This is a genomic window from Streptomyces sp. NPDC018031 (genome assembly GCF_044327625.1).
In the GTDB taxonomy this organism is placed as follows: Bacteria; Actinomycetota; Actinomycetes; order Streptomycetales; family Streptomycetaceae; genus Streptomyces.
In genome coordinates, this window is record NZ_JBIRFT010000006.1 from 192939 (window position 1) to 217931 (window position 24993).

Genomic DNA, 24993 nt, shown 5'->3' on the forward strand with positions numbered 1-24993 from the left:
GGGGGCCGCATGGCGCACGACGCACCACCCCGCTGGGACCGCAGAATGCAGCAGCGGCTGGCACGTGGCGAGGCCGCCGCACTCGGTGAGCTGTACGACCGCTTCGCCTCGCTCGTCCACCATCTCGCCTACCGCATCCTGGACGACGAGGACGCCGCCGACCGCGTCACCCGCGAGGTCTTCGGCTACATCTGGGAACAGCCGGACGCCTACGACCCCAAGCACGGCTCGCTGCGCTCCTGGGTCGCCACCCTCACCCACCGGCACGCCGTCAACCGGCTCCGCGAGGTCGAGACCGCCTCGGTGACGGACGGCTGCCCGGCCTCCCCGCAGCAGGTCGAGGCCAAGATCCGGGACGCCTCCGCCGCCGCCCGCGCCGACTACATCGTCACCTCGATGCCCGCGCCGCTGCGCGCGGCGCTGGAACTCGCCTACTTCCACCGCCGCGACTACCGCCAGGCGGCCGCCGCGCTGGGTGTGACCGAGGACGAGGCACGGCGGCGGCTCCGGCTCGGCCTGCAACTGCTCTCCACGGCCAACGCCGGCCTGCCGGATCCCGCCGTACCGCCCGACCGTGGACGGGCGCTGTGAGCGGGGCGCGCGGACCGGACCGGCACCACGACCGCGAACCCGACGACCGCGAACCCGGCGGCCACGGCGGCTCCGAACGCTTCGACGGCTCCGAGCGCATCGGCGGCTCTGGCGGTCACGACGGCCACGGTGGCTCCGGCCGCTCCGACGGTGACGCCGGGTACGACGGTGACGCCGGGTGCGACGGCGGGCCGGGATGCGGGGACGGCGGCGGTCGGGGCACCCGCGGGCCCGGCGGCGGAGCCGGCTCCCACCGCACCGGCTCCGGCCCGGGCGGCGGCTCCGGCGGCGACGAGCGGCCGGCCGCCGCGGAGCGGCCCCGCATACCGCCACCGCGCGCGGCCGCCGAGGACGGCAGGCACTGGCCGACCGGACCGGGCCCGCGCCCCCGCGGCGCCGCGGCCCCACCGGAACCGGGCGCGCCGCGGGGAGCGGGTGCCGTACCCGCTGCCGGCGACGGCCCGGGCGCCCCGGACGGCCGGCGGGCCTCCGGCGCGGACCGCGCCGGAGCCGGGCCGCCCACCGGGGAACACCCCGGAGCACCCACCGGGGCCGGCGGACCGGACGCCGTGACACCGCACCCGCCGGAGCCGGCCGCCCCGGAGCGGCCGGGCGCCTCCGCGCCCGGAGGACCGCCCGGCCCGGCCACTCCCGCGGCCCGGGCCGAGCACCGGGCCGAGCGCTCGCACCGGGTGCTCAAGTCACTGCTCGGCGCGTGGGCGCTGGCCGCCTGCTCCGGCGAGGAGACGGCCGCGGTGGAGGCGCACCTCAACGACTGCGTGCCGTGCGCGGAGGAGGCGCTGCGGCTGCGTGACGCGGTGAGCCTGCTCCAGCCGGAGGGCAGTCTCGACCTCGACCCGATGCTCCGCGCCCGGGTGCTGGCGGGCTGCCTGGGCCGCCGTCCGGCCCGTATCCCGGTGCCGGAGTGGGCCGCCGCGTACGACGCCGAGGCCGCCCGGCTGGACGCGCTGCTGCGGGACATGGGTTCGGCCGAGTGGCGGGCCCCGGTCCGGCTGCGGTGGTTCGAGAGCGAGCGGCCCGCCGGCCGGGACACCACGGTCGCCGGGGTGATCGGGCACCTGTCGGCGGTGGACGGCATCCTGGCCACCGCCCTCGGCCTGCCGGACCCGCTCGGCCCGGACGCGCCCGCCGCCCCGGTCGCCCGGACCGAGGCGGCCTGGCGGCAGGACCCGGTGGAGCCGGCCGCCCCGGGCTCACCGCCGGACGTCGCCGGCTCCGGCCCCTTCCCGTCCGTCCCCGGCCGGTTCACCGGTGGCGGGGCCGGGCCCTTCGGGGCGGGCCCGGTGCAGGGCCGGTACCGCGGCGCCGGACGGCAGCCGGGTGACGTCCGGGAACCGTGGCGGGCGCAGGTCCACGCGCTGGTCCGGGCCGCGTCCTTCGCCGGGCGGCGGGTGCACACGCTCGCGGTCCCGTTCGGGGACCTGCGGCTGCCGCTGCCGGACGCCTACCTCGACCGGGCCTTCGGCTGCTGGGTGCACGCCGGCGACATCGCGGACGCCGTGGACTACCCGTACCAGCCGCCGACCTCGGCGCACTTCCACCGCATGGTGGACCTGTACGCGCGCCGGCTGCCGAAGGTCCTCGCCGACCGCCGGCGCTCCGGCCGGGCGGGCCCGCCCCGGCAGCTGGTGGCCGCCGGTACCCCGGGCCGTTCGCTGCGGCTGGAGGTGGAGGACTCCGGCGGCGGTGAGTGGTTCATCGCGCTGGACTCGCCCGGGGCCACCGCCGGCCCGGAGGGCGAGGTGGCGCACATCACCCTGGACCGCGAGACCTTCTACCAGCTGGCCGCGGGGCACGTGCCACCGCAGGAGGCGGCCGCCGGGCAGGTCGGGGACCCGCAGGCGATCCACGACGTACTGCTGGCGACGGCCTCGATGTCCCGCATGTGACGGCGGAGCCGGGGGCTCGCCCGGTCCGGCGCGCCGGGGCACCCCCGTTCCGGGGCACCGCGGTGACCCGGACCGCCGGCCGCCGGTCCGGGTGGGACCGCCGGGGCCGGGGCCCGGGGCGGCGTGGACGTCCCGGGCGGCAGCGGCCCCGGAGCGGCGTCAGGCGAGACGACGGTACGGGCCCCGGAGCGCGGCCGACCGAAGACGGCCGTACACGGGCGCCGGAGCGCGGTCGGGCGGAGACGCGCGGTCAGGCGAAGACGACGGTGCGGGCGCCGTTGAGCAGCACCCGCCGCTCGCTGTGCCACTTCACGGCCCGCGCCAGCGCCTGGCACTCCACGTCGCGCCCCACCGCGACCAGCTGGTCCGGGGTGACCTCGTGCCCCACCCGCTCGACCTCCTGCTCGATGATCGGGCCCTCGTCCAGGTCGGCGGTGACGTAGTGCGCCGTGGCGCCGATCAGCTTCACACCCCGGGCGTGCGCCTGGTGGTACGGCTTGGCGCCCTTGAAGCTGGGCAGGAACGAGTGGTGGATGTTGATGATGCGGCCGGAAAGCTCCTTGCACAGGGAGTCCGAGAGCACCTGCATGTAGCGGGCGAGCACCACCAGCTCCACCTGTTCGGCGCGGACCAGCTCCAGCAGCCGTTCCTCGGCCTCCGCCTTGGTCTCCTTGGTGACCGGGAGGTAGTGGAACGGCACGTCGTAGGAGGCGACCAGCTCCGCGAAGTCCTCGTGGTTGGACACCACGGCCGCGATCTCGATCGGCAGCGCCCCGATCCAGGTGCGGAACAGCAGGTCGTTCAGGCAGTGCCCGAACTTCGAGACCATCAGCACGACCCGCATCTTCTCGTCGGCCCGGTGGATCGCCCAGTCCATCCGGAAGGACTCGCCCACCGCGCCGAAGCTGGCCCGCAGGCTCTCCGGCGTGACCGGTTCCTCGGCCCGGAAGTGCACCCGCATGAAGAACAGCCCCGTGTCACGGTCGCCGTACTGCTGACTGTCCTCGATGCTGCAGCCGGTCATGAACAGGAAGCTGGACACGGCGTGCACGATGCCCTGCTTGTCGGGGCAGGACAGCGTGAGGATGTACTGGTCGGGGACGGCAGATCGCGACTCGCTCATGGGTCCATAGCGTGGCACACCCCGGCCGGAGCTCAGAAAGCGCGCGTCATCATGGCAAGAACATGCAACGGGTGCGGAGCCACGTCGGGGTCCTCGCCGTCGTTCGCCGCCAGCCGCACATGGGCGTCCCGGGCCGCACGGACAGCTTCCGGCCAACCGTGGTGTTCCAGGTAGGCGGAGACCGGCGCGTCCGCGCCCACCTGGTGCATGATGCGCAGCACCCGGAGCACGGCCACGTCGACGAGCGCGGCCTCCTGCGAGTCGCGGAAGATCGTCCCGACGTACTTCTCGGCCGACCAGTTGTCCAGCCAGGTGTCCTCCACCAGCCGGTAGACGGCGTCGGTGACGTCACCGTATCCGTCCTGCCCGGCCAGCCAGCACTCCTGCTGGAAGACCGGGTCGGAGAGCATGTGCAGCGCCGAGCGGACATTGCTGCGCCAGCGCCACCACGGCATGTCATTGAGCGGCATGGCGCCCATGGTGGTGGAGCGGCGGGCGCGACGGGAAGACTTCTCCGAACCTTGCACGGTCACCGATCGTACGTTCTTCACAGTTGCGCCGGTCCCGGCCCCCGCAATTCACCCCCAGGACATCTGGCGTCGATCTTACGGATCGCGGGCATTCCCGGGGGAACGCCAGGCTCCGCCACATGACCGGAACGCGGCGACCCAGCCCACGCTTCCTCCGCACATCCGCAGTGGCCCTGTGTTCGGTGGTCAGCGCGTCGCTGATGACCGGCTGCGGGTCGATTCCGGGGACCTCGGGGGGTCCCGGAAACGATCCGATCACCGTGATGACCTGGGCCCCCGAAGGTACCAACGCCACCAACATGCCGGGCATGCCCGCCATGGCGCAGGCATACGCCCGGTGGGTCAACGACACCGGCGGCATCCACGGCCGCCGGCTCAGGGTGATCACCTGCAACGAGCAGAACGACTACGTGCGGGCCGGGCACTGCGCGCAGCGCGCCGTGGACGAGGGCGCCGTCGCCGTCGTCGGCTCGTACAGCCAGCACGCCCGGGCCTTCATGGCGCCGCTGGAGGTGGCCGGCATCCCCTACATCGGCGGCTACGGGCTGTCCCAGGAGGAGTTCACCAGCCCGGTCTCGTTCCCGGTCAACGGGGGCCAGGCGGCCCTGCTGGCGGGCAACGGTCGGCAGCTCGCCGCCGTCTGCGACCGGGTCTCCCTGGTCCGCCCCGACACCATCGCCGGGGACGAGCTGCCCGACCTGCTCGACGCGGGCCTGGCGGCGGGCAAGCGCCGCCCGGCCACCGACGTCCGGGCCCCCGAGGACGCCTCGGACTACACCCGGCAGGCGCAGCACGCCCTGGACGGGGTGAGCGGCAGCCAGGGGCCGGACACCGTGGCGGCCGGGACCGGCGTGTCCGACCGGTCCTGCGTCACCGCGGCGCTCGGCAAGCGCACCAACACCTTCTTCGACTCCTTCCGCCGTCTGCGGAAGGACAACCCCAAGGTGCGGATCGCCTCCATCCTCGGCAGCGTCCGCCAGTCCCTGGTGGACAGCACCGGGGGGAAGCGGAGCGCGCTGGAGGGGGCGTACGCCACCGGCTGGTACCCGGCCGCGGACGATCCGCGCTGGCAGGAGATGAACCGGGTCATCAACCGGTACGCGTTCGAGGACGAGCGGATCGACCCGGCCGACCCGGGCTCCCAGACCACCTGGATCGCCTACACCGTGCTGCGGTCGGTCCTGCTGTCGCTGGACCGGGACGACGTCGGCATCGCCTCGGTCCGCCGCCAGCTGAACCGGGGACCCGCGGTCGACACCGGCGGGCTCACCCCGGCGCTGCGCTGGAGGTTCAGCGACAAGCTGGCCGTGCACCACTACCCGCGGATCGTGAACGCCAACGTCACCTACCAGGTGGTGCGGAACGGCCGGCTGGTCGCGGTCCGGGACGGCTTCGTCGACGTCAGCGAGACCCTGGCGGACTTCTCCCGGCGGAGCTGACCGGCGGCGTGCGGGCGGGCGGCGGGGATGCCGTCCGCCCGCGCACCGGCCGCCGCCGGGCCGCCCGGCGGCGGCACCGTCAGAGCTGGCCCGCCTGACGCTGGGTCAGCTTGTAGCGGGAGGCGATGCCGTTCCACAGCGTGGCGGCCTCCTCCTTGGCCTTGGTGGCCTCGCCGCTCGCCCGCTCGGCGAGCCCGACCTGACGGGTCGTCCGCGCCTTGCCCTTGTGGCAGCCCTTCTTGCCCTTGACCTGGTCGGCCCAGGCCGCGTAGTGGTTGTCCGCCGCCGCCGAGGACTTCCACGCCTTGTTCAGCGCGGCGGTCAGCTTGGCGTGGTCGGGGAGTTTGTCCACCGAGATCTCGCTCAGCCGCGTCACCAGGCCGTTGCGCTGCCCGGCGGCCGCGCGCAGGTCCTTGGCCGCGTTGGTCAGGTCCTTGCAGGTCCTGATGTTGCCGACGGCCTTGATCACCGAGGCGCGGCTGTCGTTGCTGTCCGCGAGCAGCTGGTCCAGCGCCTTCGCCTGCGTCTCGACCGGGTCGGCGGTCGGTGTCGGTTCCGGGCTCGCCGAGGTGGTGGGCGCCGTGCTCTTGGCGTCGTCCTTCTTCTTGTCGTCCCCGTCGTCGCCGCCGGCGCTGATCGCCGCGCCGGCCGCCAGGCCGGCGATGGCACAGCCCGCGACGACGATGCCGATCAGCACGGCGGGCTTGCGGCGGCGGGCGGGCCCGCCGCCGTCATCGCCGCCGTGCCCGCCACCGTGCCCGTAGCCGGGCCCGGCGGGCGGCTGGGCCGCGTCGTCGTAGAGCGGCAGCTGCTGGGTGGAGTCGGCGGGCTGGGCGCCGGGCGCGGCACCGGCTCCGTCGGCCCGGAACAGGCCGTCGAACTCGGCGGGCGGCTGCCGGTCCTCCGGGCGGCCGGGGCGGATGGCGTACGGGGCGCCGCCCGGGTGCGGCGGCTGCGGCCCGCCGTGGCCGGGCGCGCCGCCGTGGGCCGGGACCGGCCCCGGCAGCACCTGGGTCTCCTCCGCGGCACCCGGCGCACCGGCGCCCGCGGGCGGCCCGGTGATCCGGCGCAGCTGCGTCGTCGACTCGGCCGGGGACTCGGGGCGCCGGCGGCGGCCGCGGCCGGCGGTCTCCGGCGGCAGCGGCATCGCCGAGGGCTGGGCCTGGGCCTGCGGGGCGGGCGCGTTCTCCGGCGGCAGCGGCAGCGCGGCGCCGGTCGCACCCGGCACCGGGGCGATCAGCTGGGTCGCCTCGCTGTCGGCGGCACCGGGAGCGGGGACGGCGGTGGGGGGTATGAGCTGGGTGGCCTCGGCGTCAAACCCCTGGCTCCCGGCCGGGGGCGGGGTGTCCGCGGTGATGGGCCGCAGCACCCGGGTCTGCTCGGCCGGGGCCTGCCCGCCCGGAGCGGAACCCTGCGGCGGGTGCGGCTGGAGCCGGGGCAGCTGCGGCGAGGGCTGTGCGGGGGGCTGAGCCTGCGGGGCACCGGCCGGACCGCCGGGCAGGCCCGGCTGCGGCGCCGCGCCGGGCTGCGGCTGCCCGTAGGGCAGGCCCTGCGGCTGCCCGTACGGCTGGGGCTGCTGGGGCGCCGGCTGCGGCGGGCCGCCGTACGGCTGCTGCGGGGCCTGGCCGCCGGGCGCCGCCGCGCCCGGGTGGTACTGCGGGTCGTACGGTGACGGGCCGGGCTGCGGGTCGTACGGTGACGGGCCCGGCTGCGGGCCGCCGCCGTACGGTGCCTGCCCCGGCTGCGCGGACGGCGGCAGCTGTCCGTACGGCTGCTGCGCCGGAGGGAGCTGGCCGTACGGCTGCTGCGCGGGCGGCAACTGTCCCGGTGCGGGCGGCTGCGGGAGGGCCTGGCCCGAGGGCTGCTGCGGCCCGCCGTGCTGCGGCCCGCCCTCCGGTCCCCACGGCTGGCCCCACGGCTGGCCGCCGGCCGGAGCCGCCTGCTGCTCAGGGGCCCACTGGTCGCCGTGAGGGGGCAGCACGACGCCCTCGTGCGCGGGCGGGACCGCAGCAGGCTGCGGCTCATTTCCCTGTCCGCTCTGCGTCACCGGGACTCCTATGGCTGTTGCGGAACTTACGGAATCGTCGGCTCACGCTACCGGGTCGGCGGACGGCGCACTGCCACGGCAGGGGCCCGGCCGCACCACCCGGGCGGACCTTTGCGCAGGTTGTACGGCCTTCCGCCGCGCTGTCCTCTATCTCCCGGGCACCCGGCACGACCAGCGCTCGAGCCCGCCGCCCGATGGCGCGCCCCCGGCTACGCGCGTCATCCGTCACACCGCCCGGCCAGGGCCGGTGTTCCGGTCCTGCGCCGCGGGGCGCCTCGGCGCCCCGCCCGGGCCGGCGCCCGGTCCCGCCCGGGCCCGGCACGGCAGGAGGCCCCCGGCGCCCTCGCCGGGGACCTCCGCACACCGCACCGCGGTGGCGGCCCGGACGGGCCGCCGGCTCGGCGGCTACGCCGCGTACACCTCCAGGCGCTCGCCGAACTCCCGCACCACCGGCTCGTCCCGGAACGGCTCCAGCCGCTGCTGGAGGTCGTCCAGGTACTCCGCGCCCCGGTTGGACCGCAGACTGCCCAGGAGTTCCACCGCGCGGGTGCCGGTGTGGCACGCCTGCTCCACGTCCCGCTGCTGCACCTGGGCCGTCGCCAGCAGCAGCGTCGCGATCGCGCGCCGCCGTACGCGGCCTTCCGGGAGCCCCGCCAGGGTCTCCTCCGCGCGCTGCCGGGCCGACTCGGCCTGGCCGAGGTCGCGGTGGCAGTGGGCGAGTTCGTCGGCCAGGTAGGACCGGTCGAAGTGACTGATCCACTGCGGGTCGTCGCCCGAGTCGGCGGCCGCCTCGGCCCGGTCCAGCGCCTGCTGCGCCCGGCCGGAGGCCGACTCGGCGGCGCGGGCGTCGCCCAGCAGCGCGTGACCGCGCGCCTCGGCCGCGTGGAACATCGCCTCCGCGCGCGGCGGGACCTGCCCGCGCGCGCCCTCCTGCGCCGCCCTGGCCAGTTGGGCGATCTCCCGCGGGTTGCCCAGCTGGGCGGCGAGGTGACTCATGCTCGCCGCGAGCACGTAGCCGCCGTAGCCGCGGTCGCCGGCGGCCTGGGCCAGCCGCAGCGCCTGGATGTAGTAGCGCTGCGCCAACCCCGGCTGGCCGGTGTCGACCGCCATGTACCCGGCCAGTTCGGTCAACCGGGCCACCGCGGCGAAGAGTTCCCGCCCGACCGGCTCCCGGTAGGACCCGGCGAGCAGCCCGGAGACCACGCTGTTCAGATAGTGGACCACGACCGGGCGCACGTGCCCGCTGCCGTACCGGTGGTCCAGCTCGACGATCGCCTCGGTGGTGGCCCGCACCGCCGCGACGTCCGACATGCCCACCCGGGACCCGGCCGAGCGGGCCACCTGGGCGTCCGGCCCGGTGATCAGCCAGTCGCGACTGGGCTCGACCAGGGCCGAGGCGGCGACGGTGGTGCCGCTGAGGAAGTCGCGGCGGCCGACGTCGCTCCGCCACAGCTCGCAGACCTGCTCGATGGCGCCGAGGACGGTCGGCGAGAACTGCATGCCCACGCCCGAGGCGAGGTTCTTGCCGTTGGCCATGCCGATCTCGTCGATGGTGACGGTGCGGCCCAGCTTGCGGCCGAGCGCCTCGGCGATGATGCCCGGCGCGCGGCCCCTGGGTTGCTGGCCGCGCAGCCAGCGGGCCACCGACGTCTTGTCGTAGCGCAGGTCGAGGCCGTGCTCGGCCCCGCACATGTTGACGCGGCGTGCCAGACCGGCGTTGGAGCAGCCGGCTTCCTGAATGAGCGCCTGCAGCCTCTCGTTCGGCTGCCGCGCCACAAGCGGCCTAGCGGCCATGGCTCTACCCCCTGTGACTGCTGTGCGTTCAGGATGAACGCCGTCCCTGGTGATCACTGCCCAGCGGATATACGGAGAATGCAAGACTTGCCCGTATTCACCCGCATCGTGCGCGCGGCCGGAACGGCCGCCCCGCACCCGCGGTGAGGACGGGGAAGACGGAGGCCGCCCAGGGTGCGCAGTGCGGCCGGCGGACATTTCAACCCCCCATCACGGAAGGTGGCTACCCGTTCACGGCTTCGAAGTCCCCCACGCGCCCCCGCCCATGCACCCATGCGCCCCACGTGACCTGACGGTGCTCCCCGCCGTGCCGTGCCCCGTCCCGTAACCCCTGCCGACCGGGGAAGTTGAGACGGGCGTGGAAGAGACCGTGGAAGAGACCAGGGACGGCTCCGGCGACGTCGCCCGGGACGCCGCCGCAAGCCGCCGGATCCCCGTACAGCGTGGCGAGCGGCTGCCCGAGGCCGCGGTCCGCTACGCCGAGGAGCGCCACTGGGACGTCGTCCCCGGCACCTGGCTGGAGGCCGGCGCCGGCATGGAACGCTGCTCCTGCGGCGCCGCCGACTGCCCCTCCCCCGGCGCCCATCCGCTCTCCGCCGACTGGCCGGCGCAGGCGACCGGCAGCGCGGTGGCGGCCCGCCGGATGTGGCACCGGACCCCGCACGCCGCCATCCTGCTCCCCACCGGCCGCACCTTCGACACCCTGGACGTCCCGGAGAGCGCCGGCTTCCTCGCGCTGGCCCGGATGGAGCGGCTGGGCGTCGAACTGGGACCGGTCACCTGCACCCCGGACCGCCGCATCCACTTCTTCGTGCTCCCCGGCGCCGCGCCCAAGGTGCCCGGGCTGGTGCAGCGGCTGGGCTGGGCGCCGGCCTCGGTGGACCTGGTCCCGCACGGCGAGGGCGACTACGTGCTGGCGCCCCCGACCCGGGTCGGCTCGCGCGGCGCGGTGCAGTGGGTGTGCCGGCCCACCGCCACCAACCGCTGGCTGCCGGACGCGGAGGAGCTGGTGAGCGCGCTGGCGTACGCGTGCGGACGCTGACCCGGGCGGTGCGGCGCCGGGCGCGTCCGAACCCGCCGGCGGGCGGCGGCCGGTGACCGTTCCGTGACGGTACGGGCCGCCTGACCGCCCGTAGGGTGTGCCCGGAGGGGGTGCGACCGGCCCCCCACGCGTACGTCGAAAGGCACCACTGGTGACACGGCAGCCAGAGCACATCGAACAGACCTCGGCCGTCCCGGGCCCCGCGGTCCGGATCTCCGGTCTGTGGAAGCGCTACGGCGAGCAGGTCGCCGTCGCCGGCATCGATCTCGAACTCCCCGCGGGCCGGTTCGTCGGACTCGTCGGCCCCAACGGCGCGGGCAAGACCACCACCCTCTCCATGATCACCGGTCTGCTGCGGCCCGACACCGGCACGGTCGAGATAGCCGGGCACGACGTCTGGCGGGACCCGCTGGAGGTGAAGGCGCGGATCGGCGTCCTCCCCGAGGGCCTGCGCCTCTTCGAGCGGCTGTCCGGCCGCGAACTCCTGGAGTACATGGGACGGTTGCGCGGCCTGCCCGGTGACGAGGTCGACAAGCGCGCCACCCAGCTGCTGGAGGTGCTCGACCTGGCCGGGGCCCAGCACAAGCTGGTCGTCGACTACTCGACCGGCATGCGCAAGAAGATCGGCCTGGCCGCGGCGCTGCTGCACAACCCGGAAGTGCTGTTCCTGGACGAGCCGTTCGAGGGGGTGGACCCGGTCTCCGCGCAGACCATCCGCGGGGTGCTGGAGCGCTACACCGGGTCGGGTGCCACCGTCGTCTTCTCCAGCCATGTGATGGAACTCGTCGAGTCGCTGTGTGACTGGGTGGCGGTGATGGCCGGCGGCCGGATCCGCGCCCAGGGCCCGACCGCGGAGGTCCGCGGCGAGGCGGCCACCCTGCAGGACGCCTTCCTGGAGCTGGTCGGTGCCGGGGACCGCGGCGCCGGCCACGACCTGGACTGGCTGGGCGGCGGCGCCCGATGAGCCTTCCCGCCACCACCGGCCGGGACGGCGCCCGGGCGGCCGTGCCGTCCGACCGTCCGCGCACCGCGCCGGTCTCCGTCATCCTCCCCGTCTTCGTCCGGCTGAAGCTCACGCTGCTCCGCAACGGGCTGCGGCAGTCCGGCCGGCGGCGCGCCGCCTACGTCACCTCGATGGTGCTCGCGGTGCTCTTCGCCGCGCTGCAACTGCTGGGGCTGCTCGCGGTGCGCGGCAACGACCACGCCGCGGCGCTGGTCACCACCCTCGTCGCGGTGCTCGCCCTGGGCTGGGCGGTGATGCCGCTGTTCTTCTCCAGCGGCGACGAGACCCTGGACCCCAGCCGGCTGGTGATGCTGCCGCTGCGGCCCGGCCCGCTGATGGTCTCGCTGCTGGTCTCCTCGCTGCTCGGCACCGGCCCGCTGTTCACCCTGATCCTGGTCCTCGGCTCGGTCCTCGCCGTCGCGCACGGCGGGGCCGCCGCCGCGACCGCGGTACTCGCGGTGCCGCTGGTGCTGCTGGTGTGCGTGGCCCTCGCCCGTGCCGTCGCCACCGCCAACGTGCGGCTGCTGACCAGCCGCAAGGGGCGCGACCTGGCCCTGCTGAGCGGCCTGATCATCGCCGTCGGCATCCAGTTCGTGAACATCGGCATGCAGAAGCTGTCCGGCGAGAACGGGCTGTCCACCCTGGAACCGGCCGCCGACGTGCTGCGCTGGGTGCCCCCCGCCACCGCGGTCGACGCCGTCCAGGGCGCCGGCGACGGCGAGTGGGGCCCGGCGCTGGGCCAGTTGGCCCTCACCGCTGCCGCGCTGGTCCTGCTGCTCCTGTGGTGGCACCGGAGCCTCACCCGGCTGATGACCGCCCCGGACTCCTCCACCCTCCAGGCCGCCGAGTCCGGCCGGGCGCCCGGCGCGGGCCCGGCCGGGCGGGGCGCGCCGGCCCGCTTCCTGCCCGGCGGCCGCACCGGCACGGTCATGCTCCGCACCTTCCGCTACGCCTGGCGCGACCCCAAGACCAAGGCGGGCTGGGCCACCGCGCTCGGCGTCGGCCTGCTGGTCCCGGTGGTGACCCAGGTACAGGGCGGCGGCAGCATCTACGCGGCGTGCTGGGCCTCGGCGATGCTGGGCATGCAGATGTACAACCAGTTCGGGCAGGACACCTCGGCGTTCTGGATGGTGGCCCAGACGATCAGCACCTCGCGCGACGCCTACCTCGAACTCCGCGGGCGGGCGCTGACGGTGGCCGTGGTGGGGGTGCCGTACGTGACCGCCGTGGTGCTGGGCTCCGCCGCGCTGCTGGACGCCTGGTCCGACGCCGCCGAGGCGCTCGGCCTCTCGCTCGCCCTGCTGGGCGCCCTGCTGGCCACCGGAGCGGTGGGCTCGGCCCTCCACCCGTACACCATCCCGCAGGACAGCGGCTTCAAGAACGTCCACCCGAGCCAGGCCGGGCTGGCCACGCTGAGCATCTTCGGCGGCATGGTGGCCGGTGCCGCGCTGTGCGCGCCGGTCCTGGCGGCGACCATCTGGCTGCACACCTCCGGCACCCACGGGCTGCTGTGGCTGATCCTCCCGGTGGGCGCCGGCTACGGGCTCGCCCTGGTGGCGATGGCGCTGCGCTGGTCCGCGCCGCGGGTGGCCGACCGGCTGCCGGAGATCCTGGCGGCGGTCAGCAAGTAACGCACCCGCCGGCGGTGCCGGTACGCCCCCGGGCCCGCGACGTGCCGCGTCGCGGGCCCGCGGCCTGGGTCGGCGGCCCCGCGGCTGCCGTCGGGCGGGCCGGTGCGCCCGCGGCCGGCCCGGGCGGAGGAGGACAGCCGGTGACCTACTCGGCGGCTAGCGTGCGGCCCTCGCCGGCGGGGCGGACTCCCGCCGGCACCCGCCCGCCGACCACCGCGAGGGGACCAGCTTGCCCACCACCGGCACGGACTTGAAGAAGGTGCACCGGCCGCTCTACACGGCCACCGCCCGGCCCGGCCTCGTCGAGGCCCCGGAGTTACCGTTCCTGATGATCGACGGCTGCGGGGACCCGGGCGCCGATGACTACCGGAGCGCCGTCGAGGCCCTCTACGCGGCGGCCTACGCCGTCCGCTCGGTGCTGAAGGGCCGGCAGGTGCTGGAGTACCCGGTGATGCCGATGCAGGGCCTGTGGTGGACCGACGACGACCAGGGGTTCCGCCACGACGCGGACCGGGCGCACTGGCGCTGGACGATGATGATCCTGCAACCGGAGCAGGCGACCGAGGAGGTGACCGGGGAGGCCGCGGCCGCCGCCGCCCGGAAGAAGCCGCACGCCCCGGTGGCCCGGGTCCGCCGGGAACGGCTGCGGGAGGGGCTGTGCGGCCAGGTCCTGCACACCGGCCCCTACAGCACCGAGCGGGTGACCATCGACCGGCTGGAGGACTTCCTCACCGCCGAGGGGTACGCCGTCGCCGGGCGCCACCACGAGATCTACCTGAGCAACCCGGCCCGCACCGCCCCGGAGAAGATGCGCACCATCATCCGCTACCCGGTGGCCCCGGCGGGCTGAGGCGGCGTGGGGAGCGGGGCGCCGCGGCCGGCGGTCGACACGGTCCGGGGCGTCCGGTCGCCGCCGCGGCGGCGCCGGGCCGCCGGCCGGCGGACGCGGCGGGGCCGGATCCGGGCGCGGGTCCGGGAGCGCCGCCCGCGCGGTATGCGGGCGGCGGCTCATGCGGGCCGCCGGTCCCTTGCCCAGGGGCCGTCCCGCGCTGATCATGAAGGACCGATCCACGAACAAAGGCCGGTCCGTTGCGCAGACTCGTGTACTTCATCGCCGCCACCGTCGACGGTTTCATCGCCGGGCCCGACGGGGCCGACCCGACCGGTCCGGACGGCTTCTGGCCGATCCCGCAGGACTACATCCAGCACCTGGTCTCCGAGTACCCGGAGACCCTGCCGGCCCCGGCCCGGGCCGCGCTGTCCGTCACCGCCGCGGGCACCCGCTTCGACACCGTCCTGGAAGGCCGCCGGACGTACGAGATCGGGCTGCGGGCCGGGCTCACCAACGCCTACCCGCACCTGCGGCACCTGGTGTTCTCCCGGACGCTGGGGGAGAGCCCGGACCCGGGCGTGGAACTGGTCGCCGGCGACCCGGTGGCGACGGTGCGGGAGCTGAAGCAGGCGGACGGCAAGGACATCTGGCTGCTCGGCGGCGGCGAACTCGCCGGTGCCCTGCACGCCGAGATCGACCAACTGGTCGTCAAGCTGGCCCCGCTGACCATCGGCGCCGGCATCCCGCTGTTCTCCCGGCAGGCCGCGTTCGACGTGCACCTGTGGGAGCTGACGGACCACACCGTCCTGGACACCGGGGCGGTCTTCCTCACCTACGACCGCAAGGCCACCGCGCCCGGCTCCTGACGGCGGCTTCCCCCGGGGGCCGGTCCGGGCGCAGGACGGGCCGCCCGGGTCCGGCCCGGGGCCGCCGGCCGGGTCAGCCGGCCGCGACCACCAGGCCCAGCAGCGCGAGCACCACGCAGAACGGCGCGTACGCCCGCCGGTCGAGCCGGGTGTACACCTCGTTGCCCCTGCTCGCGACGAACGGCTCGACGAGGCCGCGCAGGGCCATGACGGCGACCAGGCCCCAGATGCCCGCGGTGTACGGCCAGTCGGGGAGGAAGCCGATGCGCAGCTCCTCCCGCTCCGCGGCCAGCGCCACGTACGCCGCCCCCACCAGCGCGGCGCCCACCAGGGCGGTGAGCGCCGGGGGCGGCAGCGCCTCGCGGTCGGTCAGGGTCCTGCGGGCCAGGTCCGCCTCGGAGGCCGCCGGCCAGTGGATCCCGGCGGCCCAGAGGAAGTGGAGGGCGCCGACCGCGAGGAGCGCGGCGGCGAGGAGCAGACTGGCGGCTAGGGTCATGCGGCGCTCCCGATTCCGTTGCCACGGCAGGACACGGCATTTCGTCCGGCGGACCCGACGATAGACCCCGGCCGCCCGGCCGCCGCGGCGCCCCCCGGGAACGCCCCGTTCCGCTGCCGGTCCGCGCCCGTCAGGCCGCGCGCCAGTAGCCGAGCGCGTCGACCCGGTGCTTGGGCACGGCGAGTTCCTTGCGGACGTACGCCGTCAGGGTGCGGGTGGTGGCCGCGTCGCAGGCGATCCACACGTACGCCTCGGCGGGGTCGCCGAGCCGTTCCGGCAGGCCGGCCCGGACCTGCTCGACCAGTTGCGCGCCCGCGCCGTTCCGGGGCACCCGGTGGATCTCGTGACGGGCCGGGTCCAGCCGTACCGGCAGTTCGCGGTCGTCGTCGTTCGGGGTCTCGAACCAGATGGTGGCGGGGGTCTGCGGGAAGGCGTCCAGCAGCGAGTTGAGCGCCGGCAGGGACGCCGGGTCGCCGATCACCAGCAGCCGGGCGGGCGGCGGCTCGGGGGCGGTGAAGCCGGTGCCCTGGACGGTGGCCTCGATGGTGTCGCCCGGCTTGGCGCCGCGCGCCCAGTCGCTGGCCAGTCCGTCGTGAAGGGCGAATTCCAGACTGAATGTGCCGGCCGCCGGATCGGGGTCGACCAGGGTGTAGGCGCGCTGGTGCGGCTTGTCGCCGCCGGGGAACCACAGCCGCACCCACATGGTGGGGTGCACCCCGGCCGCGGCGAGCAGCCCGCCGTCGGTCAGGTGCAGCCGCCGGTAGTGCTCGGTGACCTGCTCGTTCCCGGTCACCGTGAACGTGAAGTCCTTGCCGCGCAGCAGCTTGAGGACCACGCCCTCCCAGCCGTGTCCCATGAACTCTCCCTCCCCGCAGGCACCGGCCTGCCCTGGCTCGATTGTTTCCCTGAAGGCTATAGCTTAAGTTAGGTCAGCCTAACCTAAGGAATTTTGGGGAGCAGTGTGAGGATCGACGACGGTTCGGACGACGGCGCCACCCGCGGCGCCGCGGCCGGGGTGTACCGGGACGACTGGGGCATTCCCCATCTGCGGGCCGGCGACCCGCGGTCACTGGCCTTCGCCCAGGGCCGGAACGCCGCGCTGGACCGGGCCTGGCAGATCGAGGTGGAACGGCACCGCGTCCAGGGCACCACCGCCGCCTTCCTCGGCCCCGAAGCCGTCGCCTGGGACACCTTCGCCCGGCAGGCCCGGCTGGCCGACACCGCCCGCCGCTGCTTCCACCGCCTCGCCCCCGCCACCCGCGACTGGGTCACCGCCTACGTCGACGGCGTCAACGACGCGCTGCCCGAAGGGGCCCGCCGCGCCCCCCAGTTCGCGACCACCGGCACGGCCGCGGGGCGCTGGCAGCCGTGGACCCCGCTGGGCCTGTGGCTGTCCACCCACATCCTCTTCGCCGGGTTCCCCACCAAGCTCTGGCGGGAGGAGGTGGCCCGGCGCCTCGGCGACCACGCCATCGGGCTGTTCGCCACCGACGGACCGGCCACCTCCGGCAGCAACGGCTGGCTGGTCACCGGCGAACGCACCGCCACCGCGGCCCCGCTGATCGCGGGCGACCCGCACCGGTTCATCGAGGACCCCGGCGTCTACCAGCAGATCCGGCTGGCCTGCCCGGAGTACGACGTGGTGGGGCTGGCCGTCCCCGGCGTACCGGGCATCGCCCACTTCGGGCACACCGGTGGCGTCGCCTGGGCGATCACCAACGCGATGGCCGACTACCAGGACCTGTACCGGGAACGCCTCCGCCGCGACACCGGCGGGACCGGGGCCGGCTCCGCGGCGGCCGGCGTGTCGGCGCTCGGCCCGGACGGCTGGCGCCCGGCCACCCGGCACACCGAGACCATCGAGGTGGCCGGCGCCGATCCGGTGGTCGTCGAGGTGATCGAGACCGAGCGCGGCCCGGTGGTGATCGGCGGCCCCGACCAGGACGAGGCGATCAGCCTGCGCTACCCGCCCCGGGTCCGCGAGGACCTCGGTTTCGACGCGCTGCCCGCGTTGCTCTCCGCGACCACCGTCGCCGACGTGGACCGGGCGTTCGACCGCTGGGTGGAACCGGTCAACGTGGTGCAGGCCGCCGACACCGAAGGCGGCCTGCTGCACCGGGTCGCCGGCTACGTGCCCCGGCGCCACCCCGACAACCGCCTGCGCGCCGTGCCCGCCTGGGAACCGGGGCACGACTGGCAGGGCGCGCACGAGCCGCTGCCGCACCCGGCGGTCGACGGCATCGCGGTGATGGCGAACGAGCGCGGCCCGGCCGCGCCGTACGGCGTCGAGTTCGCGCCCCCGCACCGGGCCGCGCGGATCCGGGAGTTGCTGGAGGAGTCCGCCGAGTGGACCGCGCCCGGCATGGCGAAGGTCCACACCGACACCCGGCTGGACTCCGCCCGGCCGCTGCTGGCGATCCTCGCCTCGCTCGACGGGCTCAGCCCGGCCGCCGCCGCGCTGCGCGACCGGCTGACGCGCTGGGACCGCCGGATGGCGGCCGGCAGCACCGACGCCACCCGGTACGCGGCGGTCCGCGCCGCCGTGGTCCGCCGGCTGGCCGCCCACCCGGCGCTCGCCACCCTCACCGGCCTCACCCGAGCCGGCGCCCGCCCCGGCGGCGACCCGGCGGCCGGAGCGCGCCGGGCAGGGGCGGTACGGCCGCCCGGCGGTGCGCCCCCGGCCCCGGACGCCGCGCAGCCGTGGGCCGGCGGCGGCTACCCGGAGGTCTTCCTCCCCTGGCTCGCGCTCGCCCCGCGGGTCGGCTACGCCCTGGAAGGACTGCTCACCACCGCGCTGCTGCCGGACATCGACCGGGCCGGGACCGTGCGGGCCGCCGTCGAGGAGGTCGCCGCCGCCGGCGCACCGCCGGCCCCGTGGGGCTGGGTGCACCGGGTGGCGCCCTGGCAGGCGGTGCCGTCCGACCCCGCCGAGGACTGGCCGGGGGCGGCCGGGGACCACGACTGCGTGCTCTCCACCTCCAGCGTGCCCGGGGTCACCGACCGGTTCGCCCGGGGGCCCGCCGCCCGCTACGTGTGGGACCTGGCCGACCGCGCCGGGAGCCGCTGGGTGGTGCCCTTCGGCGCCTCCGGGGTGCCGGGCGACGCCCACCACCGCGACCAGTTGCCGCTGTGGCTGCGGGGCGATCTCGTGCCGGTGGTCACCGACTGGGACCGGCTCACCCGCGAGCCCGGCGACCCGCCCGGCCCGGCCGCGGGCTGAGCCCGCGCGCCCCGGCCGCACCGATCCGCCCTTCCCGAACCCAGATTCCGAGAACCGCACCACCAGGGAGAACCATGCCCACCCCGACCACCGCCGCGACCCCCCGGCCCGCCACCGGACCGGCCGCTCCGACCGCCGCCGAGGGCGCCGCGCCCGGCCCCCACCGCGGACGCCGCGCGCCCGTCCACGAGCAGACCGTCGGCGGCTTCGGCACGGTCCGCATCGTCCCGGTGGACCCGGAGCGCGACGCCGGTCTCCTGCACGGCTGGGTCACCGAGGAGCGGGCCCGGTTCTGGGGGATGGGCGACGCCGACCGGGAGCGGGTCCTGGAGATCTACTCCTACCTGGACTCGCTCACCACCCACCACGCCTACCTGGTGTACCGCGACGACACCCCGGTCGCGCTCTTCCAGACCTACCTGCCGGAGGCGGACCCGATCGGCGACCACTACGACGTGCGGCCCGGCGACTTCGGGGTCCACCTGCTGATCGGCCCCGCCGACGGCGCGCGGGAACCGGGCTTCACCGGAGCGCTGCTCACGGTGTTCCTCACCTTCGTGCTGGCCGACCCGGCCCGGAAGCGGATCGTGATCGAACCCGACGCCCGCAACGAGAAGGCGATCGCCCGGGTGGTGCGCGCCGGGTTCACCCTCGGCCCGCAGATCGACCTGCCGGAGAAGCGGGCGCAGTTGGCGTTCCTGGAGCGCGAGCGGGTCGTCCTGCCGGGGTGAGGCGGCGGGCGGCGGACGTCAGTCCAGGTACCGGCTGTAGACCCAGCCCCGGGTCCCGGCCGGTACGCCCGAACCGGTGCGCTTGACGATCTTCCCGTACGACCAGCTCTTGTTGAATCCGTCCAGCCCGCCACCGGCCCAGGTCCGGCAGAAGTACCGGAAGGTCTCCCCTTTACGGATCTTCCCCTTGGAGCCGTAACGGGTGCCCGGTCCCTTGCGCAGCGCGGTGCTGTTCACGTCGATCTTGAAGTTCACGTCCGGCGAATTGAACCGGCACGCCGAGGAACCCACCGTCCCGGCCGCGGCGGCGGTCGGCGCCAGCGCCACCGCACCGCCCAGCGTCATCGCCGCGGCGAGCGCCACTATCGATGCCTTGCCCTTGATCGCCACAATCTCCCCCGCGAGACGCACCGGAACGAAATCGGTCAGACTCTCGAAATCAGACTGCCGGAACAGTAACACCACGCGATTTCCTCCCTCCCGGGCCTGCCGGAATCCGTCCGGACGGTGCCGGAGGAACACCGCGGGAACGCCGGAGGAACAACCGGCTCCCGGTGAATACGCGGGCATTCCTCCCGGGCCCGGACGGCCGGAGGCGGACCCGCCCGCGGGTCCGCCTCCGCCACCGGTCAGCCGCGCCGCGCGGCCGCCGCTTCAGTTCGCCGCCGCCGCCGGCCCGCGCCAGCCGGGCAGCAGCTCGTCCAGCAGCGCCTCGGTACGCGGCGGCAGACCGCGGGCCGCGCCGCCCAGGGCCGCGTTGCGGGCCACCAGGTCGTCGGCGGTGGCGCGGAGCAGCTCCTCGTCGCCGGTGGCGTGGGCCGCGCGCAGCAGCCCGTGCCACAGCCGCTCGTCGGCCGGGGCGGTGGCCAGACCGGTGGTGAGGGCCTCCATCGCCCGGGCCGGACCGTCCGCCTCCAGGTGGTGCGCGGACAGCGCGAGCGCCACGTCCGCCACCAGCAGCGGCAGCTGGGCGTCGATGATCTCGTGGGTGAGCCAGGCGTAGCGGCCCTCGGGGCGGTCGGCGAGCAGCGGGCCGCGGGCCAGCGCGAGCGCGTCGGTGAGCAGCCGCTCCCGCACCTGGGCCCGGCGGGAACCGCGCCCCTCGGTCGCCTCGTAGTGCAGGGTCCGCAGCACGTCGAGATCGGAGACGACGGACTCGGCCAGGGTCAGCCGGCCGGTCTCGTCCGTCCGCAGCCGCGGCGTGCCGTCGGGGTCGCTGCCCAGCCAGCCGCGGAGCCGCTCGACGAGCGCGTCGCGGACGTCCTCGGTGGCGCCGCGCGGCCACAGGGCCGAGGCCAGCACCCGGGGGTGCACGCCCTCCCGGTGCAGCAGCAGCAGCGCCAGCGCCTCGTGGAGCAGCGGGCTGCGCTCCCCCTCCGGCTCCTCCAGGCCCATGACCTCGTACGGGCCCACCAGCCGCGCGTACACGGCGGGGCGGCCGCGCTCGCTGATGTCGACCATGAACGGCCGCGGCGACCCGCCGTCGCCGTCCGGCGAGGGGCCGGCGTCCGGGTCGGTGGCGGCGAAGAGTTCGGCGACCGCCCGGTGCTGGGCGGCGGGCAGCAGCTGGGCCCGCAGTTCGAGGTTGAGCAGCGGGGCGCGCAGCAGGCCGCCCGGGGTGATCTCCAGCTCCCAGGTGGCACCCGGCAGTTCGGAGCCCCCGGTGCCGACGAGGTAGCCGATCCCGAGCCGGCCGGAGTCGGCGGCCAGCTCGGCGAGCCGGTGCGCCTGCTCCTCGGTGGGTTCGGCGGCCAGCAGCACCAGGTGCGGGGCGCGCTGGGTGTGCTGCGGGCGGCCGGTGCGGCCGGTGAGCACCGAGTCGTGCCCCGCGGCGCCCAGCGCTCCGCGGCGCGCCTGGGTCTCCGCCTCCATCGTCTCCACCAGCGCCGCGACGTCCTCGACGTGGCGGATGCGGGTCGGGGCGAGCGGGCGCAGCTCCTCGCCGAACCCGACCAGGGTCACGGTGAGCCGGTCGGACCAGCCGTTGGTGGCGAGTTCGGCGGCGACCGAGGCGAAGACGGCGGTACGGTCCGCCTCCGCGCCGCGGAGCGAGACGATGCCGGGCACCGACTCCAGGTTGAGCAGCAGCCGCGCGTCGTCCAGGGTGCCGAGGCTGACCAGCCCCGGGTAGGGGGCGGTGGCCGCGTCGTCCGTGGCCGGGCGGACCGCCGCCACGTCGGCGCGCGGCACCCGCCAGAAGGTCTCGTCCTGGCCCAGCTGCCAGGGGGCCGGCGGGCTGCCGGCGGGGGCGGCGAGCTGGAGGTGGACCTCGGTGGGGGTGAGCCAGGCCGCGTAGACGACGGGCAGCTGCCGGCGCTCCTCGTCCAGCCCCGCGGAGAGCCCGCGCAGCGCGCTGTCCAGGTCCCGTACCGCGTCCGGGTCGGCGCCGACCAGCAGCGCGTCCTGGGCGTCGAAGGCGGCGCCGGTCGGGGTGAGGTCGAGGCCGCCACCGCGCCCCATGACGTTCATGGCCGACCGCCACAGCGCGGCGCGGCGGCTGCGGCCGAGCGCGGCGAGCAGCCCGGCGGCCAGCAGCGGGGCGCCCAGCAGCGCCTCGGGGAGGCCGAAGGAGGAGTCGTCGGACTCGGCGGCGGCCTCCGCGGGGGCCTGCTCCGCGGGCTGCCGGTGCTCCGGCAGCGGGGCGGGCACCTGCTGCACCGGCGGCGGGAGGTGCAGGTCGATGGTCGGCGTGGCGTGGTGGCCGTCGCCCGGCTTCTCGGCGCGCGGGCTGCTGCGGTCGTACTCGCGGATCTGCTCGCGCACCTCCTCGGAGACCTCGGGGGCTTCCTCGGGCATCTCGACGAGTTCGCCGCCGTGCGCGTCGGCGGGCATCTCCATGATCCAGCCGGGCCGGATCAGGCTCGCCTGGGAGAGCTTGGAGCCGTCCGGCTGCACCCGGTCCTTGTTGAGCTGGTAGATCTCCTTGTAGCGGCGGCCGTCGTCCAGGTGGCGCTCGGCGATCTCCCACAGCGAGTCGTGGTGCCGCCCCTCGGGGGGCTGGATCCGGTAGAACTTGGTGTTCTTCTGCTGGGTCACGGCCTTCCCGGCACGCTCGCCGGCGGACTGCTCGGCGCCGCCGCCCGCCGGGTCCACCGACGTCTTGCCCTGGGCCTGCTGCCCGCCCGGGGTCTGCTCCGCGGCGGCGACCGTGCCGCGCTGGTTGTCGGTGTAGGCGTTGCCCAGCTGGGACAGGCCCGGCGTCAGGCTGGCGGCGGTGGCGCCGACCAGCAGTACCGCGGCGACGAGTTGCCGGGCCAGCAGCTGGCTCGGCCCGGCGCCCGGGATCCGCGACGGCATGCCGACCCCGGACAGTTCCGCGCGGCCCTCCACCAGGACGCAGGCGGTGAACTGGGCCCAGGCGAGCCAGACCACCACGGTGAGCACCTTGATGAACACGGTCGCGGTGATCGGCTGCTGCACCGTGTCCAGCGACGGCACCTCGGAGGGCAGCGGCCAGCCGACGAAGTACGCCAGCGAGCCGGGTACCCCGACGAGCAGCACGCACAGCGCGATGAACGCCAGGAACGCTTTGACGAAGTCGCCGAAGGTGCGCTGCGGATTACGCGGTAGCGGCCTGGGCTGCGGCCCCGAACTCGGGGCGTTCCGTGGGTTGCGGGCTGTGCGCGCCATGGCGGTCTTCCTATGCCTTCGGTGGTCGCCGGGGGTGCGACAGGTGCTGGCGGGTGGTGGGAGGACAAGATTAGTCAGTACGTCCGACCGGGCCACGGGCGCCGGCCGGATCGCTCAGCCGGTGACGGACTCGGCTCTGGAGGTGCCGCGGACGGTGAGTTCACGGTCGTAGAACAGGCCGGTGAGGATGGGCCGGTAGCTGAGGGTGACCTCCACCTCCACCTGCTGCGCGTCCGCCCGCACGCAGCGGGCCGCCGCGCCGGGCAGCCCGGACTCGCGGGCGAAGGCGGCGACCCGGCTGCCGCAGTTCTGGTAGTTGATGGGCGCGTTCCGGCCTCCGCTGGCCCGCAGCGCCTCCTCGTCGATGTCCTGCGCGGCGTACCGGGCGGCCTGCTCGGCCAGGTCCGCGGCCCGCTCGCGCTGCGAGATCGACATCCCGCCGTCCACGACGAAGCCGGCCAGCGCCAGGAACAGCACCGCGAAGATGATGACCGCGGCCGCTCCCGACCCGCGGTCCTCCTCCGTCCGGGCCCACCGCAGCGCGGCCCACCGCCGGATCACCGACATGCCTGGTTCCCCTTCACGCCGCCCTCTTGTACGGGTCGATGGGCGAGGTGGCCTTGCCCCGGACGGTGCTGCCGATGTCCAGCCCCAGCATGTCCAGGCCGCGCACCTCGCAGCTGACCTCGACGGTGAAGAAGCCGCCGGGGCGGAAGTCGGTGCCGGTCATCCGTACCGACACCGAGCCCTTGCACACGTCCGCCAGGTCGGCCTCGGCCGCCCGGCGCGCCTCGCTCATCGCCACGCCGTAGTCGTGCTGGATGGAACCGGCCCGGGCCGCGTCACGGGCGGCGCCGTCCACCGCGCCGCGCCCCTCCACCAGTTGTCCGAAGGCCACCAGCACGAGGATGAACAGGATCATCACCGGGGCGAGGACGACCACCTCGATGGTGGACAGCCCGGCGTCGCCGGTGTGCCGTCCCGGGCCGGGCGCACCGGCCTCCGGGCACCGCGCGGTGGGCCCGGCGGCGCCGCCCGGCGGGCGGGCCGGCTGGGTGCCCGGGCTCATCCGAAGTCCTCCACGAACCGCTCCACCGGCCCCTGCGACCGGGCGTGCACGGTGAAGTCGAAGCCGGGGAAGACGGTGGGCACCTTGGCCTCCACCCGTACCCCGACGGTGTCCTGGGCCGGCTGCACGGTCACCACGCTCGGGCCGATCAGCAGCTGCGGGCCGAGCTGGCGGATGTAGGTGCGGGCCTGCGACTCGGCCTCGCCGCGCCACCCGCCCGGGTTCTCGTCCGCCTCCGCCCGTGCCTTGCGGGCGCCCGCCTGGGCCGCCGCCTGGGCGACGTGGTCGGCGAAGAAGTACAGCGCGAACTGCACGGTGGCGAAGATGAGGAAGAACAGCACCGGGGTGAGCAGCACGAACTCGATCGCGGTCATCCCGCTGTCGCTGGTCCGCCCGGCGCTGGCCCGGCCCGCGGACCCGCCCGGTCCGTCGGACGCGGCGCGGCCGGCGTTCGCGCCCACCACCGCGCCGCCGTCCCCGCGTGCGGCGTCCAGCCTGCGGTGTACGGCGCGGTGCAGCGCACCCGTTCGTCTCATACCCTCAGCTCAACTCGGTTCGGTCCGGCCCGGTACGGCCGGCTGCCGGGCTCTTCTCCGGTCCGGGGCCGCTCACCGCCCGGACTCCCCTCCGGCCCGGCCGGTGTGGCCGGATACCGCCGTTTCGTCAGCAGGTGCCCTGGGCGTTGGCGCCCTCGATGCAGTCGCCGACCTTCTCGGCGCCGTCGCTCAGCGCGCTGTTGATGATGGCGGCCACCACGCCGACGATCGCGACCACGACCGCCGAGATGATGACCCACTCCACCGCGGAGGCGCCGCGGTCGAGCTGCCCCGAGCGGGCCCGCTCGACCCGGCCGCGCAGGAAGGTGACGAGGAAGTCCACGGCCGGGTGGCCGGCGATCCGGGATCCGAAGTTCATGGTGGGTCCTTTCGAACTGGTGGGGGGAGGATCTGAAAAAGGATCGTATGACGATGAGTCTGGGCCTGCCCGGCGCCCCCCGGCACGTCGGACGGCCACTTGTGGCAGACCTGGAACACCCGTG

The 24993-nt window shown here is 75.5% G+C and carries 22 protein-coding genes; 10 read left to right on the forward strand and 12 right to left on the reverse strand.

Annotated elements, in window-relative coordinates; all coding sequences use genetic code 11:
• The first annotated feature begins 9 nt into the window (after positions 1-9).
• Complete coding sequence (locus ACH4B3_RS17235; RefSeq protein WP_398463676.1) at positions 10-591, forward strand: RNA polymerase sigma factor; 582 nt, start codon at positions 10-12, stop codon at positions 589-591.
• 569 nt (positions 592-1160) lie between these two features.
• The gene (locus ACH4B3_RS17240) at positions 1161-2501 is read left to right on the forward strand and encodes a zf-HC2 domain-containing protein (protein ID WP_398463677.1); all 1341 of its coding nucleotides are present in this window, start codon (positions 1161-1163) and stop codon (positions 2499-2501) included.
• 250 nt (positions 2502-2751) lie between these two features.
• Here the strand turns inward: ACH4B3_RS17240 and purU are convergent, their stop codons facing one another.
• Positions 2752-3624, reverse strand: coding sequence for a formyltetrahydrofolate deformylase (gene purU, locus ACH4B3_RS17245; protein WP_398463678.1), 873 nt, complete (start codon positions 3622-3624; stop codon positions 2752-2754).
• A 32-nt stretch (positions 3625-3656) separates the two neighbouring features.
• Entirely contained in the window at positions 3657-4157 is a 501-nt protein-coding gene (locus tag ACH4B3_RS17250) for a hypothetical protein (protein ID WP_398463679.1), read from the reverse strand.
• A gap of 116 nt (positions 4158-4273) precedes the next feature.
• Here ACH4B3_RS17250 and ACH4B3_RS17255 point away from each other — a divergent pair, with 116 nt between their 5' ends.
• Complete coding sequence (locus tag ACH4B3_RS17255) at positions 4274-5593, forward strand: ABC transporter substrate-binding protein (RefSeq protein WP_398463680.1); 1320 nt, start codon at positions 4274-4276, stop codon at positions 5591-5593.
• 79 nt (positions 5594-5672) lie between these two features.
• On the opposite strand, the gene ACH4B3_RS17260 is transcribed toward ACH4B3_RS17255, so the two are convergent.
• Both ACH4B3_RS17260 and ACH4B3_RS17265 read right to left on the reverse strand, forming a co-directional pair.
• Entirely contained in the window at positions 5673-7640 is a 1968-nt protein-coding gene (locus ACH4B3_RS17260) for a hypothetical protein (protein ID WP_398463681.1), read from the reverse strand.
• 405 nt (positions 7641-8045) lie between these two features.
• Positions 8046-9434 (reverse strand): transcriptional regulator, encoded by a 1389-nt coding sequence (locus ACH4B3_RS17265; protein WP_398463682.1) that lies wholly within the window; start codon positions 9432-9434, stop codon positions 8046-8048.
• Positions 9435-9804: 370 nt separating this feature from the next.
• On the opposite strand from ACH4B3_RS17265, the gene ACH4B3_RS17270 reads away from it, so the two are divergent.
• The 5 genes from ACH4B3_RS17270 to ACH4B3_RS17290 all read left to right on the forward strand — a co-directional run bounded on the left by ACH4B3_RS17270 (position 9805) and on the right by ACH4B3_RS17290 (position 14808).
• Positions 9805-10476 carry a bifunctional DNA primase/polymerase gene (locus tag ACH4B3_RS17270; RefSeq protein WP_398463683.1) on the forward strand — a complete coding sequence of 224 codons (672 nt, stop codon included), beginning with the start codon at positions 9805-9807 and terminating at the stop codon, positions 10474-10476.
• 151 nt (positions 10477-10627) lie between these two features.
• The gene (locus ACH4B3_RS17275; RefSeq protein WP_398463684.1) at positions 10628-11440 is read left to right on the forward strand and encodes an ABC transporter ATP-binding protein; all 813 of its coding nucleotides are present in this window, start codon (positions 10628-10630) and stop codon (positions 11438-11440) included.
• Positions 11437-13110, forward strand: coding sequence for a transporter (locus ACH4B3_RS17280; protein ID WP_398463685.1), 1674 nt, complete (start codon positions 11437-11439; stop codon positions 13108-13110). The genes ACH4B3_RS17275 and ACH4B3_RS17280 overlap by 4 nt, the downstream gene beginning before the upstream one ends.
• A 229-nt stretch (positions 13111-13339) precedes the next feature.
• Complete coding sequence (locus ACH4B3_RS17285) at positions 13340-13960, forward strand: GyrI-like domain-containing protein (RefSeq protein WP_398463686.1); 621 nt, start codon at positions 13340-13342, stop codon at positions 13958-13960.
• Positions 13961-14199: 239 nt separating this feature from the next.
• Positions 14200-14808, forward strand: a complete 609-nt coding sequence (locus ACH4B3_RS17290; protein WP_398463687.1) for a dihydrofolate reductase family protein — start codon at positions 14200-14202, stop codon at positions 14806-14808.
• A gap of 73 nt (positions 14809-14881) precedes the next feature.
• On the opposite strand, the gene ACH4B3_RS17295 is transcribed toward ACH4B3_RS17290, so the two are convergent.
• A complete protein-coding gene (locus tag ACH4B3_RS17295) occupies positions 14882-15304 on the reverse strand; it encodes a DUF3995 domain-containing protein (protein ID WP_398463688.1) in 423 nt (140 codons plus the stop codon).
• Between the two features lie 130 nt (positions 15305-15434).
• Positions 15435-16160: a siderophore-interacting protein gene (locus ACH4B3_RS17300; protein WP_398463689.1), complete on the reverse strand. Its 726-nt coding sequence runs from the start codon at positions 16158-16160 to the stop codon at positions 15435-15437.
• 105 nt (positions 16161-16265) lie between these two features.
• Here ACH4B3_RS17300 and ACH4B3_RS17305 point away from each other — a divergent pair, with 105 nt between their 5' ends.
• Together ACH4B3_RS17305 and ACH4B3_RS17310 are read left to right on the forward strand one after the other, a co-directional pair.
• Positions 16266-18524 carry a penicillin acylase family protein gene (locus ACH4B3_RS17305; RefSeq protein ID WP_398463690.1) on the forward strand — a complete coding sequence of 753 codons (2259 nt, stop codon included), beginning with the start codon at positions 16266-16268 and terminating at the stop codon, positions 18522-18524.
• Positions 18525-18598: 74 nt separating this feature from the next.
• A complete protein-coding gene (locus tag ACH4B3_RS17310; protein ID WP_398463691.1) occupies positions 18599-19255 on the forward strand; it encodes a GNAT family N-acetyltransferase in 657 nt (218 codons plus the stop codon).
• Between the two features lie 18 nt (positions 19256-19273).
• On the opposite strand, the gene ACH4B3_RS17315 is transcribed toward ACH4B3_RS17310, so the two are convergent.
• From ACH4B3_RS17315 to ACH4B3_RS17340, 6 genes are all read right to left on the reverse strand, one after another.
• On the reverse strand, positions 19274-19720 hold the full coding sequence (locus tag ACH4B3_RS17315) for an SH3 domain-containing protein (RefSeq protein WP_398463692.1): 447 nt from the start codon (positions 19718-19720) through the stop codon (positions 19274-19276).
• Between the two features lie 189 nt (positions 19721-19909).
• Positions 19910-22885: a hypothetical protein gene (locus tag ACH4B3_RS17320; RefSeq protein WP_398463693.1), complete on the reverse strand. Its 2976-nt coding sequence runs from the start codon at positions 22883-22885 to the stop codon at positions 19910-19912.
• A gap of 114 nt (positions 22886-22999) precedes the next feature.
• Positions 23000-23452, reverse strand: a complete 453-nt coding sequence (locus ACH4B3_RS17325) for a TadE/TadG family type IV pilus assembly protein (RefSeq protein ID WP_398463694.1) — start codon at positions 23450-23452, stop codon at positions 23000-23002.
• A gap of 13 nt (positions 23453-23465) precedes the next feature.
• On the reverse strand, positions 23466-23954 hold the full coding sequence (locus ACH4B3_RS17330) for a TadE/TadG family type IV pilus assembly protein (protein WP_398463695.1): 489 nt from the start codon (positions 23952-23954) through the stop codon (positions 23466-23468).
• The gene (locus tag ACH4B3_RS17335) at positions 23951-24490 is read right to left on the reverse strand and encodes a TadE family protein (protein ID WP_398463696.1); all 540 of its coding nucleotides are present in this window, start codon (positions 24488-24490) and stop codon (positions 23951-23953) included. Before ACH4B3_RS17335 ends, ACH4B3_RS17330 begins: the two co-directional genes overlap by 4 nt.
• Positions 24491-24617: 127 nt before the next feature.
• Positions 24618-24869: a hypothetical protein gene (locus ACH4B3_RS17340; RefSeq protein WP_398463697.1), complete on the reverse strand. Its 252-nt coding sequence runs from the start codon at positions 24867-24869 to the stop codon at positions 24618-24620.
• Between the last annotated feature and the right edge of the window lie 124 nt (positions 24870-24993).

Coding starts and splice junctions, on each gene's coding strand:
- ACH4B3_RS17235 (WP_398463676.1), top strand. CDS start 10: ATGGCGCACGACGCACCACCCCGCTGGGACCGCAGAATGCAGCAGCGG.
- ACH4B3_RS17320 (WP_398463693.1), bottom strand. CDS start 22,885: ATGGCGCGCACAGCCCGCAACCCACGGAACGCCCCGAGTTCGGGGCCG.
- purU (WP_398463678.1), bottom strand. CDS start 3,624: ATGAGCGAGTCGCGATCTGCCGTCCCCGACCAGTACATCCTCACGCTG.
- ACH4B3_RS17300 (WP_398463689.1), bottom strand. CDS start 16,160: ATGGGACACGGCTGGGAGGGCGTGGTCCTCAAGCTGCTGCGCGGCAAG.
- ACH4B3_RS17265 (WP_398463682.1), bottom strand. CDS start 9,434: ATGGCCGCTAGGCCGCTTGTGGCGCGGCAGCCGAACGAGAGGCTGCAG.
- ACH4B3_RS17295 (WP_398463688.1), bottom strand. CDS start 15,304: ATGACCCTAGCCGCCAGTCTGCTCCTCGCCGCCGCGCTCCTCGCGGTC.
- ACH4B3_RS17280 (WP_398463685.1), top strand. CDS start 11,437: ATGAGCCTTCCCGCCACCACCGGCCGGGACGGCGCCCGGGCGGCCGTG.
- ACH4B3_RS17330 (WP_398463695.1), bottom strand. CDS start 23,954: ATGAGCCCGGGCACCCAGCCGGCCCGCCCGCCGGGCGGCGCCGCCGGG.
- ACH4B3_RS17255 (WP_398463680.1), top strand. CDS start 4,274: ATGACCGGAACGCGGCGACCCAGCCCACGCTTCCTCCGCACATCCGCA.
- ACH4B3_RS17310 (WP_398463691.1), top strand. CDS start 18,599: ATGCCCACCCCGACCACCGCCGCGACCCCCCGGCCCGCCACCGGACCG.
- ACH4B3_RS17340 (WP_398463697.1), bottom strand. CDS start 24,869: ATGAACTTCGGATCCCGGATCGCCGGCCACCCGGCCGTGGACTTCCTC.
- ACH4B3_RS17325 (WP_398463694.1), bottom strand. CDS start 23,452: ATGTCGGTGATCCGGCGGTGGGCCGCGCTGCGGTGGGCCCGGACGGAG.
- ACH4B3_RS17335 (WP_398463696.1), bottom strand. CDS start 24,490: ATGAGACGAACGGGTGCGCTGCACCGCGCCGTACACCGCAGGCTGGAC.